Annotated in this window: 19 protein-coding genes and 1 tRNA gene; 8 read left to right on the top strand and 12 right to left on the bottom strand. The window is 66.9% G+C overall.

Going from position 1 to position 13,302, the window contains the following annotated elements; all coding sequences use genetic code 11:
• Positions 1 to 117: 117 nt before the first annotated feature.
• Complete coding sequence (locus IEY82_RS32935) at positions 118 to 1,092, top strand: helix-turn-helix domain-containing protein (protein WP_189128179.1); 975 nt, start codon at positions 118 to 120, stop codon at positions 1,090 to 1,092.
• A 46-nt stretch (positions 1,093 to 1,138) separates the two neighbouring features.
• Here IEY82_RS32935 and IEY82_RS32930 read toward each other — a convergent pair whose 3' ends face one another.
• On the bottom strand, positions 1,139 to 1,510 hold the full coding sequence (locus IEY82_RS32930; protein WP_189128178.1) for a DUF5997 family protein: 372 nt from the start codon (positions 1,508 to 1,510) through the stop codon (positions 1,139 to 1,141).
• A gap of 55 nt (positions 1,511 to 1,565) precedes the next feature.
• Between IEY82_RS32930 and IEY82_RS32925 the strand changes: the two genes are divergently transcribed.
• Positions 1,566 to 2,294 (top strand): LysR family substrate-binding domain-containing protein, encoded by a 729-nt coding sequence (locus tag IEY82_RS32925; protein WP_225263268.1) that lies wholly within the window; start codon positions 1,566 to 1,568, stop codon positions 2,292 to 2,294.
• 87 nt (positions 2,295 to 2,381) lie between these two features.
• On the opposite strand, the gene IEY82_RS32920 is transcribed toward IEY82_RS32925, so the two are convergent.
• Positions 2,382 to 2,780, bottom strand: a complete 399-nt coding sequence (locus IEY82_RS32920; protein ID WP_189128176.1) for a hypothetical protein — start codon at positions 2,778 to 2,780, stop codon at positions 2,382 to 2,384.
• A 184-nt stretch (positions 2,781 to 2,964) separates the two neighbouring features.
• The gene (locus IEY82_RS32915; protein WP_189128175.1) at positions 2,965 to 3,441 is read right to left on the bottom strand and encodes an NUDIX domain-containing protein; all 477 of its coding nucleotides are present in this window, start codon (positions 3,439 to 3,441) and stop codon (positions 2,965 to 2,967) included.
• A gap of 483 nt (positions 3,442 to 3,924) precedes the next feature.
• Between IEY82_RS32915 and IEY82_RS32910 the strand changes: the two genes are divergently transcribed.
• Both IEY82_RS32910 and IEY82_RS32905 read left to right on the top strand, forming a co-directional pair.
• Complete coding sequence (locus IEY82_RS32910) at positions 3,925 to 4,440, top strand: GNAT family N-acetyltransferase (protein WP_189128174.1); 516 nt, start codon at positions 3,925 to 3,927, stop codon at positions 4,438 to 4,440.
• A 236-nt stretch (positions 4,441 to 4,676) separates the two neighbouring features.
• A complete protein-coding gene (locus IEY82_RS32905) occupies positions 4,677 to 5,198 on the top strand; it encodes a tyrosine-type recombinase/integrase (protein ID WP_189128173.1) in 522 nt (173 codons plus the stop codon).
• A 61-nt stretch (positions 5,199 to 5,259) separates the two neighbouring features.
• On the opposite strand, the gene IEY82_RS32900 is transcribed toward IEY82_RS32905, so the two are convergent.
• Together IEY82_RS32900 and IEY82_RS32895 are read right to left on the bottom strand one after the other, a co-directional pair.
• Complete coding sequence (locus IEY82_RS32900; RefSeq protein ID WP_189128172.1) at positions 5,260 to 5,499, bottom strand: hypothetical protein; 240 nt, start codon at positions 5,497 to 5,499, stop codon at positions 5,260 to 5,262.
• Positions 5,500 to 7,118: 1,619 nt separating this feature from the next.
• Positions 7,119 to 8,408: an NsdA family TPR-like regulatory protein gene (locus IEY82_RS32895; protein ID WP_189128171.1), complete on the bottom strand. Its 1,290-nt coding sequence runs from the start codon at positions 8,406 to 8,408 to the stop codon at positions 7,119 to 7,121.
• Between the two features lie 143 nt (positions 8,409 to 8,551).
• Here IEY82_RS32895 and IEY82_RS32890 point away from each other — a divergent pair, with 143 nt between their 5' ends.
• From IEY82_RS32890 to IEY82_RS32880, 3 genes are all read left to right on the top strand, one after another.
• A complete protein-coding gene (locus IEY82_RS32890; RefSeq protein ID WP_189128170.1) occupies positions 8,552 to 8,722 on the top strand; it encodes a hypothetical protein in 171 nt (56 codons plus the stop codon).
• 33 nt (positions 8,723 to 8,755) lie between these two features.
• Positions 8,756 to 9,040, top strand: coding sequence for a hypothetical protein (locus IEY82_RS32885; RefSeq protein ID WP_189128169.1), 285 nt, complete (start codon positions 8,756 to 8,758; stop codon positions 9,038 to 9,040).
• Between the two features lie 323 nt (positions 9,041 to 9,363).
• Positions 9,364 to 9,528, top strand: a complete 165-nt coding sequence (locus IEY82_RS32880) for a hypothetical protein (RefSeq protein WP_189128168.1) — start codon at positions 9,364 to 9,366, stop codon at positions 9,526 to 9,528.
• A 34-nt stretch (positions 9,529 to 9,562) separates the two neighbouring features.
• On the opposite strand, the gene IEY82_RS32875 is transcribed toward IEY82_RS32880, so the two are convergent.
• Positions 9,563 to 9,955, bottom strand: a complete 393-nt coding sequence (locus IEY82_RS32875) for a hypothetical protein (RefSeq protein WP_189128167.1) — start codon at positions 9,953 to 9,955, stop codon at positions 9,563 to 9,565.
• Between the two features lie 174 nt (positions 9,956 to 10,129).
• Here IEY82_RS32875 and IEY82_RS39585 point away from each other — a divergent pair, with 174 nt between their 5' ends.
• Entirely contained in the window at positions 10,130 to 10,420 is a 291-nt protein-coding gene (locus IEY82_RS39585) for a hypothetical protein (protein WP_225263267.1), read from the top strand.
• Between the two features lie 25 nt (positions 10,421 to 10,445).
• Here the strand turns inward: IEY82_RS39585 and IEY82_RS32865 are convergent.
• From IEY82_RS32865 to IEY82_RS32840, 6 genes are all read right to left on the bottom strand, one after another.
• Positions 10,446 to 10,517: transfer RNA gene (locus IEY82_RS32865), tRNA-Val, on the bottom strand.
• 17 nt (positions 10,518 to 10,534) lie between these two features.
• Positions 10,535 to 11,485 carry an ROK family protein gene (locus IEY82_RS32860; protein ID WP_225263266.1) on the bottom strand — a complete coding sequence of 317 codons (951 nt, stop codon included), beginning with the start codon at positions 11,483 to 11,485 and terminating at the stop codon, positions 10,535 to 10,537.
• 44 nt (positions 11,486 to 11,529) lie between these two features.
• Positions 11,530 to 11,847: a hypothetical protein gene (locus IEY82_RS32855; protein ID WP_189128166.1), complete on the bottom strand. Its 318-nt coding sequence runs from the start codon at positions 11,845 to 11,847 to the stop codon at positions 11,530 to 11,532.
• An 11-nt stretch (positions 11,848 to 11,858) separates the two neighbouring features.
• Positions 11,859 to 12,308 (bottom strand): peroxiredoxin, encoded by a 450-nt coding sequence (locus IEY82_RS32850; RefSeq protein ID WP_189128165.1) that lies wholly within the window; start codon positions 12,306 to 12,308, stop codon positions 11,859 to 11,861.
• 40 nt (positions 12,309 to 12,348) lie between these two features.
• Entirely contained in the window at positions 12,349 to 12,777 is a 429-nt protein-coding gene (locus tag IEY82_RS32845) for a DUF3052 domain-containing protein (RefSeq protein WP_189128164.1), read from the bottom strand.
• Positions 12,778 to 12,892: 115 nt separating this feature from the next.
• Positions 12,893 to 13,300 (bottom strand): secondary thiamine-phosphate synthase enzyme YjbQ, encoded by a 408-nt coding sequence (locus IEY82_RS32840; RefSeq protein ID WP_189128163.1) that lies wholly within the window; start codon positions 13,298 to 13,300, stop codon positions 12,893 to 12,895.
• Positions 13,301 to 13,302: the final 2 nt, after the last annotated feature.

Here is a 13,302-nt window from a genome sequence, read left to right as displayed (position 1 = left end):
AGCCATGGAGATCAATTCTTTGCTGACTTAATCTTGGGAATCGGTCACCGCGCAAGGGCGCACTCCGGACTGGAACCCGCCACATGGCGGGATGCCGCCAGATGAGTGAGGTTTCGCATGCTGGAAGCGATCGGGCTGTCACCGACCGAGAGCCACCTGTATTCCACCCTCGTCGACCGGCCGCGTTCGACCGCCGGAGAGCTCGCGGCGTGCTGCGGCCTGTCGACGGCGGCGGTCGCCCGCATGCTGGCGACCTTCGCCCGGCGCGGCCTGGCCAACCGGTTACCCGGGCGCCGTGCGCGCTACGTCGCCATCTCCCCCGACGTCGCCTTCAAGCCCATGCTGGCGCTGCGCGAGGAGGAGCTGAACCAGGCCCGCTCGGCCGTCCACGACCTGACCTCGTCGTTCCACCGCGCCACCAGGAACACCGTGCACCCCGGTGAGCAGATCGAAGTGATCACCGGCGCCGAGAACATCCTCAGCCGCGCGTACGCGATCCAGGACAGCGCGCGGGCCGTCTTCCGCGTCATGGAGAGGCCGCCGTTCGTGATGTCCGTCCTCAACAGCAACGAGGACCGCGAACGCCAGATGCTCCTCGCCGGCATCGACTACCGCAGCCTGTACGACCAGGAGACCCTGACCCTGCCGGGCAAGCTCGACACGATCTGGGCCGCCTGCGCCGCCGGCGAACAGGCGCGCGTGCTGCCCACCGTGCCGCTGAAGCTCTGGATGGCCGACGAGGCGGTCGCCCTCGTCCCCGTGTTCAACGGCGTCAACGGCATCAACGCGGCGTTCGTGGTGCACCGCTCCACGTTGCTCGACGCCCTCCTGGCCCTGTTCGAGCTGGAGTGGAAGCGCGCCTCCCCGCTGCGCGCGGCGCCCAGGCCCGCCTCGCCGGACCACGGGCCCGCCGAACTGGACAGGAAGCTGGTCGGACTGCTCGCCGCCGGCCTGACCGACGAGGTCATCGCCCGCTCACTCGGCCTCGGCCTGCGCACCGTGCAGCGCCGCATCCACCTCCTGATGAGAGACCTCAACGCGGTCACCCGCTTCCAGGCGGGCATGGCCGCCAGAGAACACGGCTGGACCTGACCTTCGCTGCCGCGTGGTACGGCGAGACGTCCCTGAGGGGATCTGTCTAGCGTTGCCTGAGGCGGAGGGCCTCTTTGCGGGCCTCGGCCTGGATGGACCGCTCGCGCTCCAGCCACGCCGGGTTCTCCGCCTTCAGCGCGTCGATCTCAGCGGTGGTGAGCGGTCCGGTGATCCCGCCTCTGGCCAGGCCGGAATGGGAGACCCCGAGCTTCGCGGCCACGACCTGCCTGGGGTGCGGGCCGTTGCGGCGCAGGTCAGCGAGCCAGGCAGGTGGCGACGACTGCAGCTCGTTCAGCTCGTCCCTGGAGACGACACCCGCCTGGAACTCGGCGGGAGTGGCCGAGAGAAGGACGCCCAGCTTCTTGGCCGCGGTCTCGGGCTTCATCGTCTGGACGGTCTTCGGTTTGGACGAGGTCATGGCGCCAAGAGTAGTCAGTCCGAACGGGTTCCCCTGCCATCGATACCCTGTGGACGTGACTGATGGAGAGATCGGCGGAGTGTTCCGGCTGGCGTACGCACCTGGGGTGACACCCGCGAAATGGGTCAACGTCTGGACCGAGAGGATGCCCGGCGTGCCGATCACCCTGGTCACGGTTCCCGCCGCCGAGGTGGTGCGACTCCTGCGCGACGGCGGCGCCGACGCCGGATTCGTCCGGCTGCCGGTCGACCGCGACGGGCTCAGCGTGATCCCGCTCTACGTGGAGACCACGGTGGTCGTGGTGCCCAAGGACCACGCGGTGGCCGCCGCCGACGAGGTGACCATCGCCGACCTGACCGACGACGAGGTGTTCCATCCCCTGGACGACACCATCGAGTGGACGGACCGGCCCGGGCTGCCCGCGTTCACCCGCCCGGCCACGACGGCGGACGCGGTCGAGCTGGTGGCGGCCGGCAGCGGGCTGCTCCTGGTCCCGCAGTCGCTGGCACGCCTCCACCACCGCAGGGATCTCACCTACCGGCCGGTGACGGACGCGCCGCAGTCTCAGGTCGCGCTGGCCTGGCCCACGGACGCGACCACCGACCTGGTGGAGGATTTCATCGGCATCGTCCGCGGGCGGACCGCGAACAGCTCGCGGGGCCGTACCCCCGCCTCCCCCTCGGCGAAACCGGCACCGCGACAGGCACCGAAACCCGCACAGAAGAGCTCGGGCCGCCGGGCCGCGCCGGCCGGCCGCAGAAAGAAGGGCCCCCGGCCTCGGTGACCCGCGGCCCCGTGGCGAGTGCGGTTGAGCCCACCGATGCGGCCATCCGGGCGGCGGCGCGGCAGGCTCGCTCGTCTCGTTCCACGCCTACCCGCCAGGACAGTCGCTGTCACCACCGCTGTATTCAGCGCAGTAGCCGGACGGCAGAGGGGGCGGAGGCCGGCGCAGCTCCGCTTGGCGCGCGTCCAGGTACAGCCCCGTCGCGACGAACCCGGCGATCGCCACTGCGATGAGGCCGAGGATCCACGCGCGCACGACCCTGCCGGTGAAGACACAGATGCCAGTCGCGAGGACAGGCGCGCCGGCCAAGATCACGATGGCTGCGGTCTCCCACGCCTTCGCGCCCTCGCGGTCGCCTTCGGGATATCCCAGCGAGGCACCGATCATCTGCCAGAGGCACACCGGGACTCCGACGCACCAGATGATCGCCAGAAGGGTGAGGATCATGCCGCTGACCGCGCCCGGCTCCGAACCTGCCGTCTTCACATTCGCGCCCCTTCTTCGGTGGGCGGTACTGGGTTCGAACCGGTGACCCCTCGCTTGTAAGGCTCGCCAGGAGAATGTGGAACCTCGCTTGATTCGGGATTTCACCTCGGCGAACGTTCCGCCCCGGTCCTCGACCGTCCACGTTCGTCCCGGGCCGTTGTCACTCAGATGGTCACTCAGATAGTCACTCAGTGGGAACGGCCTGGCCGTACTCCAGATAGACGGTCTTGCCAAGCTCGCGGGCAGTGGCGGCGGCTCTGAGGCGACGCGCAAGCCGCTCGATCAGCAGACCGTCGAGTTCCTCGACAGGATGAAACTCGTAGGCGCTCAACTCGTTGTCCACGAACGTGATCTGCTTGAGCAATTCGCCGTCCAAGGTTCCGCCGTCGAACACGAACAGCACCTTGTCGCCCTCCTCCGGGAGAGGCGCCCAATCGACCACGAGGAGACGGCCGATGGCCGGCTGAATGCCCAGCTCTTCTTGCACCTCTCGGATGCACGCCTCGTGCGGGGTCTCCCCCGGCTCGACGAACCCGCCCGGGATGTCCATGGAGGGCTTGTACGTAGGACGGACGAGAAGCACACGACCACTGTCATCGAAGAACAGGGCGCCAGCGGCGGCACGGGCCTCGGCGAACGGCGGGACCTGCTGATCGTTCACAGCCTCGACCTTACGCCACGAGTTCGGTGCACCCGCGCACCATCGTCAAGGAGGTCAACCGGTGAAAATGTACACCACCTATGCCGACAAGCACGTGATTCCTGCTCTCGGGGCGCGCAAGCTACGCGATCTCTCAGTAGAGGACGTCGATAAGTGGCTCGCTGGCAAGACGGGCGAACTGGGCACCCGGTCGCTCAGGCTGATCCACGGCATCCTCGACCGGCCGGTCACGTCGTGGCATACGACGAGGACTGTGCCGCCTGGCTACCGGTGGCTCAGACCGGCTGGGAGCACGACGACTTCGCGGTCTACGTCTGGCGATCCGTACGGCAGAAGGGCGACACCAAAACCGTCAAGTCTCGGCGATCACTCCAACACGGTGGTCACCGAGAGTGCCTCAATCGAGGCTGATCACCACGGAGAAGCCAGCGCTTATACAGCGCGAAGAACTGCCGCCTGCCCGCTACTTGTAGTGTCTACGCCATGCCTGATGCGATCACGGTCCACCCCGCGGAACCCGGTGACGGGGACATCCTCGGCGAGATCCACGCCCTGTCTTGGGGCGTCTCGCACGGCCCGTTTTGCACGCCGAAGGTCGCTGCGGCCGGGATCGAGGAGCGGCGCACCAAGTGGCACGGCATTCTGGCCGAGGGCGTGGACACGATCCTGCTGGCACGCTTGAACGAGCGGCCGGGGGCCTTCGCCCGGTTCGGGGCCTCCACTTCCCGCCCCGGCCTCGCGGAGATCCATACCTTCTTCGCCCACCCTGAGGTCTGGGGCAGCGGCATCGCGGTGCTCCTGTTGATGGCCGTCTTGGACCGAGTGCGAGACGCCGGGTACGACGACGTGCATCTGTGGACGCTCCGGGACTCCGCCCAAGCGCGCCGCTTCTACGCCAAGAATGGCTTCGCCGAGACCGGCAGGACCCACGACCACGACTTCGACGAAGGTCCCCCACTGGCCCTGATTGAGTTGGAGCGAGCCGTGCCTGGCCGCTGAAACGCTCGATCGGCAACTTCGTCGTGGCTGACGTCCCCGGCCTGGTCCGCATCGTCAAGCGCAAACTCAAGAAGATCCAGTACCGGCCTCCTCTGATCACCGGCCGCCTTGGACAGGGCGGCCTGACTCTCAAACCACCATGATCATCCCAGTCGACCTTACGAATTCAACGCGCGTGACCGCGGCGATGAGATCACACACCGCAGCCTCCCTCCAGCCGACGCGGGAGGCCACCGATGACCAGCCCCGCCGTGGCGAAGGTGTTCGAGCTGGCCGACCTGATGCCCGTACGTCTCCGCGCCCTGGTCCTTCTCGCCACCTTCGCCAGCCTGCGATGGGGTGAGGTAGCGGCCCTGCGGCGGATGGACCTGGACCTCGCGGCCCGGACGGTCAGCGTTCGGCAACAGCATGTGGAACTCGACACGGGCGAACTCCTCGTCGGCCCGCCCAAGTCCCGTGCCGGAGCCCGCACGGTCGCCATCCCGGAAGCAATCACCGGTGCACTCCGCGACCACCTCGACCAGTTCACCGAGCCCGAGGCCGACGCTCTGATCTTCACCGGCTCCCGAGGCGGCATCCTCCGCCGCAGCAACTTCTGGCGCGCGGCCAAGTGGGACAAGAGCACCAGGAAGATCGATTTTCCAGGGCTACACTTCCACGACCTGCGACACACCGGTAACACGATCGCCGCCTCTCCGGCGCGAGCCTCAAAGATCTCATACAGCGCATGGGACACGACTCCGTCAGAGCAGCCCTGATCTACCAGCACAGCACAGCGGAAGCCGACCGGCAGATCGCCAACGCGATGAACGCCAGTGCTCAAGAGCGTCGACGCTCACGAACCCCCGCCTCAATCCGCAAGCCAACGCCGATCAGGGCCATGATCCATAGACCAACGAGCCATGGCCACGAGGGGGATCGTTCATCAAAGATCAGAATCCCGAACGATATGGCGACACCGGCGACCACGGCGACAGTCCCAATGGTTCGGACCGCTTCATAGTCCTCGGAGGCATTGGTCGGCGAACGGTAAGGCTGGGGATCCTCGGACTCGGTCACGGCGGAGAGCATCCCACATGGGATCGAACGGCAGGAATCCCTCTCCTCGCGCTCCGCCCTGCCCGATCTTCCCGTCTGCCTCGTCCAACATGCAATGCAGCGGATCAAGGCCAGGGGTCAAGGTGGAACGCCCTACTGGACGAACGAACTTGGCCCCTGGCCTTGATGTGCTGGGCTCTGCCTGGGACGTGGCGGGCGGGAAGATCGGGTTTCCACCTCAACTAACTGCCCCGGATTAAACGCGTACGCCGATCATCCCGGAGCGGAGTCCCCCGCCGGAGGCATGCTCTGACCGCTGGTGTTCCGTGCCTTCTGCACGCGGTGCGCAAGCTGCTGCACGCTAGTAGCAGCGCCAATCCCCATCCCAGTCATGGGAGTCGTACGCCTCCACGATGACCCGGCGACCGCCACTTGGACGCCTCGTCCAACGGGCGCTTCGTGCAGGCCCGCGACAAGCAGACCGCAGAACTGTCTGGCAGGTCGCGGTCATGGACGGTGACCCGACCTCAAGCCCGCCCAGAAGACGGTGGCGGTCAAGATCCTCGCCCCGGTCCAGCCGGTGCCACCCGCCCCGATGCCGGCGCTCCCGCACACGCCCGTCCAGATCGACGGCATGTCCGTCACGCCGTACGTCTACGGCAACGGCCGCCTCGCCAAGCCCGGCATGCAGCCCGGCCGCTGCCTGGGCAAGGCCCACATTAACGGCACGAAGCCCCGTTTCCATGATCGGAAACGAGGCTTTCTCGCAGGTGGGCGGTACTGGGCTCGAACCAGTGACCCCTCGCTTGTAAGGAGCCATGATCGGCTGTGCGTGCCGCTGAGCTGGACCTGCTTCACACCGTCGCCACCTTCTCGGAAGCCATCCGTCAGAGCTAATGGCACGCTAATGGCACGGTGATCACGCCTCCCCCGCCTGCGGCGATGCCGATTGATCAGGGCCTCTCCATCGCGCTGGGGTCGCTGAATGGCACCCGAATGGCACGCACCCCGTGTCACGTACGCGCTGACTGCCCAGGCAGCGACAGAGCGACAGATCTCGGCACCACGATCAGCCACGTTGCCCGGTGGGCCAGGGTGAGGAACGAACCCTGGACCTTCGATCGCCCCCAGCCATGCAAGGGACCAGCCACGCCGTGGCGATCGTAAGGGCTGCATCTGTGCGGCGGCGCGGTAACCCCGGCCGAAGCGTTCGGCTGGTATGGAGGGGGCGGCGTGCGGTGCCCGGCCCGGTGTCCCGCCGCCGTCCGGGACCGGCCCCCAGGCCGCACGCCCGGACGGCGGGCGGGCGGAGGGCCGAGGTACGGCGGCGCGCCGTGGCAGCCTTCGCCTTTGCGCTTCTGCCCTTGAATCTGATTGCCGATCACTTCATGGGCACCCCCCTATTTTCTAGCAAGGAGGAGTTGCGCCAATCCGGCATAACACTTCGGACGGACCATTGGTGGCGCCTTGCTGGATGCATCGCATACTTTGTGGGAGCAAGGCCCCTACTGAAGCTTCAGCTCCGCTCGAAAGTTAGAATGGCTAAGCAAAAGTTTGACTATGACGGCTGGACGGTAGCTTCTCTGGCGTTAAGCGGCATCAGCGCTATTGCAACTGTGATTCAAACAATTGCTTCATAATTAGTCCAGAAGTTCATGCTGGTGTGCGATGAGTGCCCGACGAGCAGTAAGGAACCGTTCGTGGAATTCCTCAGCGAGCGCTTCTCGCCGATGATGTTGACGTAGCACTCGGTTGAGATCTCCAGCCCTGTTTACGAGGTCGGTGAGAGATCGTCGGTCAATGTCGAATGCTGCCATTCCGTGGTTTACCGCGGCGTCAAGATCTCCTCGTCGGGCGTGCACGATGCCGAGGTCTATGTGAGCGTCGGCAACTCGCATGGGGGCATTGGAGGTGCCGTCTGGGCGAGTGTGCATCTGGATGGTTTCGCGGGCGTGTTCTTCGGCTCGGTCATCGTCGACGAGCCAGGTGTAGCAGGTGGCAGCGTAAAAGACCCACTTAGCGTGATCGAAGACGAAGTGGTGGTCTGGGTGGTCGGGCATGGGCAGACTTCCGAGCACTTCGGCTCCCCGAGTCAGGGCACGATCGGCTTCGCGACGGTCGCCGACGCGAGCTAGGCCACGGGCTTCTTGAAGGGTGAGCTGGACCATGGCGCTGCTGGGGCCGGCCACTGCTTGGCCCATGCGAGCGGCGGTGACGACGTCTTCGTAGCGGCCTTCGACGAGGGCGAACCACGCCGACATCTCGTGTGCCCATCCCATGAGTTCGCCGTGCCCGACTTGGCGCCCCATCTCGAACGCGGTACGTCGAGCGGTCTCTGCCTCTTCCCTTTCGCCCAGGTCGTAGTGAACGCATCCCAGCAGGGCAGTTAGCCATCCGGTGATCACGAGCAATTCGCGGTGCTGGTCAAGCGTGAGGCGCCCGGCGAGTAGATGGTTGATTTGGGCCAGGCGCTTCTGTGTACGGTCCCGCAAGGTGCTGGCGGACACGACCGGATAGGCACGGCACAGCAGATCGACAGCCTCGGCCAAAGCTTCCAGCGTCCCGCTCCCCACGTCGGACGCCTGGAGTTGCTGTGCGAGTTGCATGGTCCCGTACAGGTCCGCCTCGGCCCGCAGGGCATCCATGGGCATCATGTGAGCCTCGATGAGGCGGCTCCCTGTCTGCCTGTTCTGGGTGAACCCGAGTGCTTCCGGCTCCAAGCCGGTCAGCTGGGTGAGCGCGAGCCGGTAAGGCGTACGCGGCCACCGGACCTCCCCGGCTTCCCAACGCCGGACCCGTTCCTCGTCACACGCCAGTCCCTCGGCGACGCCGATCGGTGTGGCGTTGATGCGGTCGGCCATGTCCGCACGGGTGAGTCGGTTCTCGTTGCGCCAGGCACGTAGCCGCACGTTCGGGATGTAGTCGGGCATCTGCGGGCCTTCCTCCCGGCTGGGGGCTCGAAAGGGGAAAACAAGTGGGCCGTTCAGGGGTTCTGCTCAGTCGCGGTTGCCGGTGGACTTGTCATCAGTCAACCACGGTACGTCACGCGGCCTCCCGCCATAGGGAACGCCGGATGAACGAGGAGATGGCGACGGTGATCCGGCCAGACGAGACAAGCAAGACGTCGCCCTGCCCTGCTTGCCGGGGGCGCGGGATCAAGCTGCGCGACTCGCGCCGTGCGCTCCTCATCGGCGACACCGACGGAGATCAGATCTCAAGTGAGGAGCGGGAGTGTCTCGACTGACTCGGAGACGGCCGGGCCGAAGGGAGCGGAAAAATGAATTCGATCATGCAGACGGCGGTGGCCGGTTTCCCGCCGAACCGGGACGAGGGCGACATGCTCGTCCGGCTGCGCGACCAGCTCACGAACCTCGGCGTCAATGCCGAGTTGCGGGATAACAACACCGCGCTCATGGTGCACAAGCTGGAGCCGGGGATGCCGGTGTGGGTGTTCGTCGGGTTCGGCGGGGCCTACTACTCCTGGCAGAACGCCGAGCAACGGCACCCGGCCAGCGACCCGGCAGGCGCGGCGAAGCTCCTGGCTGAGTACATCGCCAGGTGATGACCGGCGCGGCGAGACAAGCGTGGTCCCTACCGGAGGGGTAAGGGTCGCCGCCACCTTGTCTCGTCGCGCCTCGCCCGGCAGGCAGTTGCAGTGGCAGCCCCCACGGTGCCCTTCCCAGCCCGGCCACTGCGCTGCCTGCCGGTTTCTCTACGTTCGACTTCCCGCTTCCGCGAACCACGTGGACAGCTGACGGCAAGCCGGTTACGCCCAAACTTGGTAAAACAACCTGTCGGGCGTTGGACGGTCGTGATGCCGCTAGAGTCGGTGCCGCCGAAGTGTGCACAGCTTGTGCAGGCTCTTCAGGGGCGCATCGAGCCCGCATGCCCTCGACCGACGAAGCCAAGCAACTGGCCATGCCGAAGAACCGGCCGCTCCTGCCTGTCTTCGGCGCGGCCCGTGATGCCTCCGGCCGGCCATTGGCCGTCGTGGAGGTCCTGCTGCCCGCCGACCGGCACGAGTTGAAAGACGCGTATCCGATCGCATGACTGCCCGGCTGCACGCGGTCCGCAAGCTGCTGCGCTAGTAGCAGCGCCAATCCCCATCCCAGTCATGGGAGTCGTACGCCTCGACGATGACCCGGCGACCGCCAGCAGAGTCCTCGTCTCTGAAGTACAGGGAAATCATCGCTTTTGACTCGGCTCCGGCGATCGACGCGTTGTCGTAGTGGCGGTGGATCTCCTGTGGAGTAAGCGCCGTCTGCAGCGTAATCCTGACCCGGTAGTCACAATAGGACCCGCTGCCCCCGACTAGGTTCTTCCCGAAGGTCGCATCGCGATCCATCGAGAAGGCGTCTCGGCTGTTCGGCGGGAGCGGGTAGGCAACGACGCGATCGTAGAAGGCGTCCAGCCGGGCATCATCACGCCATATCGGGATCATGATCAGCAGGAACAGTCCGACCAGTGGAACGATCACGACTGCGGTTAAGCAGCCCCACATGATTCGCACTAGATCCTCCAGGAATGTCGGGCCGCCGGCCTGAGCGACTGTCTATCGCACTGGTGACACCGACGTCTTCCCGCACGGCTGTTACCTCGTCGGCGGGTCAAGCCCGTCAAGGACTTCGACGCCTCGTCCAACGGGCGCTTCGTGCAGGCCCGCGACAAGCAGACCGCAGAACTGGTCTGGCAGGTCGCGGTCACGGACGGTGACCCAACCCTCAACGGCAACTCGATCGCTGTCAGTTCGGGAGCGATCCTCAAAGATCTCATGCAACGCATGGGCCATGACTCCGTCCGGGCGGCGCTGATCTACCAGCACAGCACGGCGGAAGCCGACCGGAAGATCGCCGACGCAATGAACGTCAAGTTCACTGAAGACGCCAACGGATCTTCAAAGATCCCCCACACCGGCCAATGGCACGAAGCCCCATTTCCATGATCGGAAACAGGGCTCCTTTTACAGGTGGGCGGTACTGGGTTCGAACCAGTGACCCCTCGCTTGTAAGGCGAGTGCTCTACCGCTGAGCTAACCGCCCCTGATCGGCACTACACCTTACGACACCAACGGCTCCGGCCGCACATCCACCGCCCAGCCCGACCCCAGTTCGGGACGTCCGGCGGCCCGCCAGCCCAGCAGGGCGGCTCCCAGCATCCCGGCGTCCACCCCGAGGGCGGCCGGGACCAGCGGGGGCGCGTCCCGGAAGGCGAGCCGCTTCACCAGCCGGGTGCGCACCGGGTCGAACAGGGCCGGCCCCGCTTCGGCCAGCCCTCCCCCGAGCACGATCATGGTCGGATCGAGCAGCAGGGTGTAGGTGGCCAGGGCCACCGAAAGGGCCTCCACGGCCTCGTCCCACACCTCGACGGCCACCGGGTCGTCGGAGGAGACCACCTGCTCGGCCCGGACGCCCTCCAGGCCGGCCCGGAGGCTGTAGCGCCTGCCCACCGAGGCCGCCGAGGCGTACGTCTCCAGACAGCCGAGCTGGCCGCACGCGCACTGCTCGCCCTCGGGAAAGACGGGGATGTGGCCGATCTCGCCGCCCCACCCCGAGGCGCCTCCGTACGGCTCGCCGTGCAGGATCATGGCGCCGGCGATGCCGGTGCCGATGGGCAGGAAGAGGAAGTCGGGGATGCCGCGTCCGGCGCCGAGCACGCTCTCCGCCAGACCGCCGGTGCGTACGTCGTGGCCGAGCATGACGGGGATGTCCAGCGCGGTGAAGGCCGTGGCGGGCACGTCGCGCCAGCCGAGGTTGGTGGCGTAGAGGGCGGTGTCGGCGGAGACCAGCCCCGGGACGGCCAGGCCGACACCGGCGGGGACCCCGTCACCGGCGGCCGCCAGGTGGCTGATGAAGCCGCGGATGGCGGCCACGACCGCGTCCGGCCCGTCCGCGCGGGGCGTGGGACGCCGCTCGCTCAGCAGGACCGCGCCGGATTCGCTGACCAGGCCGCCCTTCATGGACGTGCCTCCGACGTCGAGACCGACGACGAACGAACTAGTTGCGGACACGGAAGGAGACGATAGCGCAGCTCAGTACATGTCCGGCAAGGCGGTCAGGCGCGGCCCAGCACCCGGTTGAGCGCGGCCTCCACCTCGGCCGACAGCCCCGGCGGCACGGGCGGCGCACCCGAGCAGGCGAACGCGTCGGCGCGCGCCAGGCGCACGGTGCCGCAGGAGCGGCATTCCACCTCACCGAGCCGGCAGATGAGCGCCGTGGACTGGCAGGTGCCGCACGTGTCGAGGTCGAGATCGTGCCGGCGTTGACAGTCCGGGCAGATCAGCACCTGCGCCTCCTGGCGCACCCCGCGCTTCCACGGGCTGGCCCCGCGGACGGGGTCGGTCTGCCGGGCCCCGCAGCGATAGCAGGGCATGATGTCCTCCGTTACGAAATATCGGCGAGTGCCTTGGTATAGGCGGCGATGTCACGCGCCGAACCGATCGGATTGACCACCGACCACCGGATCACGCCCTCGCCGTCGATGATGAAGGTGCCGCGGCGAGCGACGCCCTTCGCGTCATCGAACACACCGTACGCCCGCGCGACCTGTCCGTGTGGCCAGAAATCGGAGAGCAGAGGGAACAGGTAGCCCTCCTGCTCCGCCCAGGCACGATGGGTGAACAACGAGTCCACAGAGACGGTGAGGACCTGTGCGTCGCCCGGGAGGTCGCGCAGCGCCGCCAGCTCACTGCGGCAGATCCCGCTGAAGGCAAGCGGGTAGAAGACCAGCACGACCTTCCTGCCCCGAAAGCCTGACAGCTTCACCGGAGTGCCGTGCTGGTCCTGGAGCTCGAAGTCTGGAGCCGGGACGCCCACCTCGACCGGATGTTCCATCACGGACTTCATCCTGCCGTACGGCCGGCGCACTGGCTCCCTAGCGTCGGCCTTTCGGCGAAACGAGCCTGGTCCCCGACCAGTCGGGGGCGGCGGAGATGCTGCTGGTCTGCGAGAGACCCGCGGTAGCGGCATCCTCCCCGATGTCGCTCGGCTCCACGTGGCCTTCGCGCCCGGCCTTGGGAGTCAGCAGCCAGATCCGGCCGCCTTCGGCGAGTGCTCGCATGGCGTCGCTGAGGACGTCGAAGAGGTCTCCGTCGCCGTCACGCCACCACAGCAGCACCACGTCGACGACGTCGTCGGTCTCCTCGTCCAGCAGTTCGTTGCCGGTCAGGTCTTCGATGGAATCGCGAAGCTCGTCGTCGACGTCCTCGTCCCAGCCGATTTCCTGCACCACCTGACCCGGCTTGAGGCCAAGTCGTTCGGCCAGGCCGCGCTCGCTCTGCGCCTGACCCGCGGTCGCGCTCACGTTTATCCCTCCTGCTTGAGTGGCCGCTTATGCGGTTTATCGCTTCGGGACAGTCCACACGCTGTGACCCTCAGTCGTCAACGGTCGCCACGGGTACGGCAGTGGTTCGCAGGTATCAATTGGACAAAAACGACAGCCGAACCTGGCGTTGCGGGTTGTCGACATTCAGGTCGACGAGCGCGATCGACTGCCAGGTGCCGAGGGCCAGCCGTCCCTGGATCACCGGCACCGTGGCGTACGGCGGGATGAGCGCGGGCATGACGTGCGACCTGCCATGACCGCGCGATCCGTGGGCGTGGCGCCATCTGTCGTCGGCGGGCAGCAGGTCGCGCAGCGCGGCGAGCAGATCGTCGTCGCTGCCCGCTCCCAGCTCCACGAGGACCACGCCCGCCGTCGCGTGCGGGACGAAGACGTGCAGCAGCCCGTCCTCTCCCTGCGCCGCGGCGAACTCCGCGCACTGGGCGGTGATGTCGTGCACCGTCTCGCGCGAGCCCGTGTCCACGGAGATGATCTCGGATCTCACAC

This window comes from Nonomuraea cavernae (assembly GCF_014646355.1).
Taxonomy (GTDB): Bacteria; Actinomycetota; Actinomycetes; order Streptosporangiales; family Streptosporangiaceae; genus Nonomuraea; species Nonomuraea cavernae.
Note: the sequence above shows the minus strand (reverse complement) of the source record. Positions and strands in the feature narration are given on the sequence as shown.

Coding starts and splice junctions, on each gene's coding strand:
- IEY82_RS32880 (WP_189128168.1), top strand. CDS start 9,364: ATGCCCTCGACCGACGAAGCCAAGCAACTGGCCATGCCGAAGAACCGG.
- IEY82_RS32905 (WP_189128173.1), top strand. CDS start 4,677: ATGACCAGCCCCGCCGTGGCGAAGGTGTTCGAGCTGGCCGACCTGATG.
- IEY82_RS32930 (WP_189128178.1), bottom strand. CDS start 1,510: ATGACCTCGTCCAAACCGAAGACCGTCCAGACGATGAAGCCCGAGACC.
- IEY82_RS32890 (WP_189128170.1), top strand. CDS start 8,552: ATGAACGAGGAGATGGCGACGGTGATCCGGCCAGACGAGACAAGCAAG.
- IEY82_RS32895 (WP_189128171.1), bottom strand. CDS start 8,408: ATGCCCGACTACATCCCGAACGTGCGGCTACGTGCCTGGCGCAACGAG.
- IEY82_RS32855 (WP_189128166.1), bottom strand. CDS start 11,847: ATGCCCTGCTATCGCTGCGGGGCCCGGCAGACCGACCCCGTCCGCGGG.
- IEY82_RS32910 (WP_189128174.1), top strand. CDS start 3,925: ATGCCTGATGCGATCACGGTCCACCCCGCGGAACCCGGTGACGGGGAC.
- IEY82_RS32935 (WP_189128179.1), top strand. CDS start 118: ATGCTGGAAGCGATCGGGCTGTCACCGACCGAGAGCCACCTGTATTCC.
- IEY82_RS32885 (WP_189128169.1), top strand. CDS start 8,756: ATGAATTCGATCATGCAGACGGCGGTGGCCGGTTTCCCGCCGAACCGG.
- IEY82_RS32850 (WP_189128165.1), bottom strand. CDS start 12,308: ATGGAACATCCGGTCGAGGTGGGCGTCCCGGCTCCAGACTTCGAGCTC.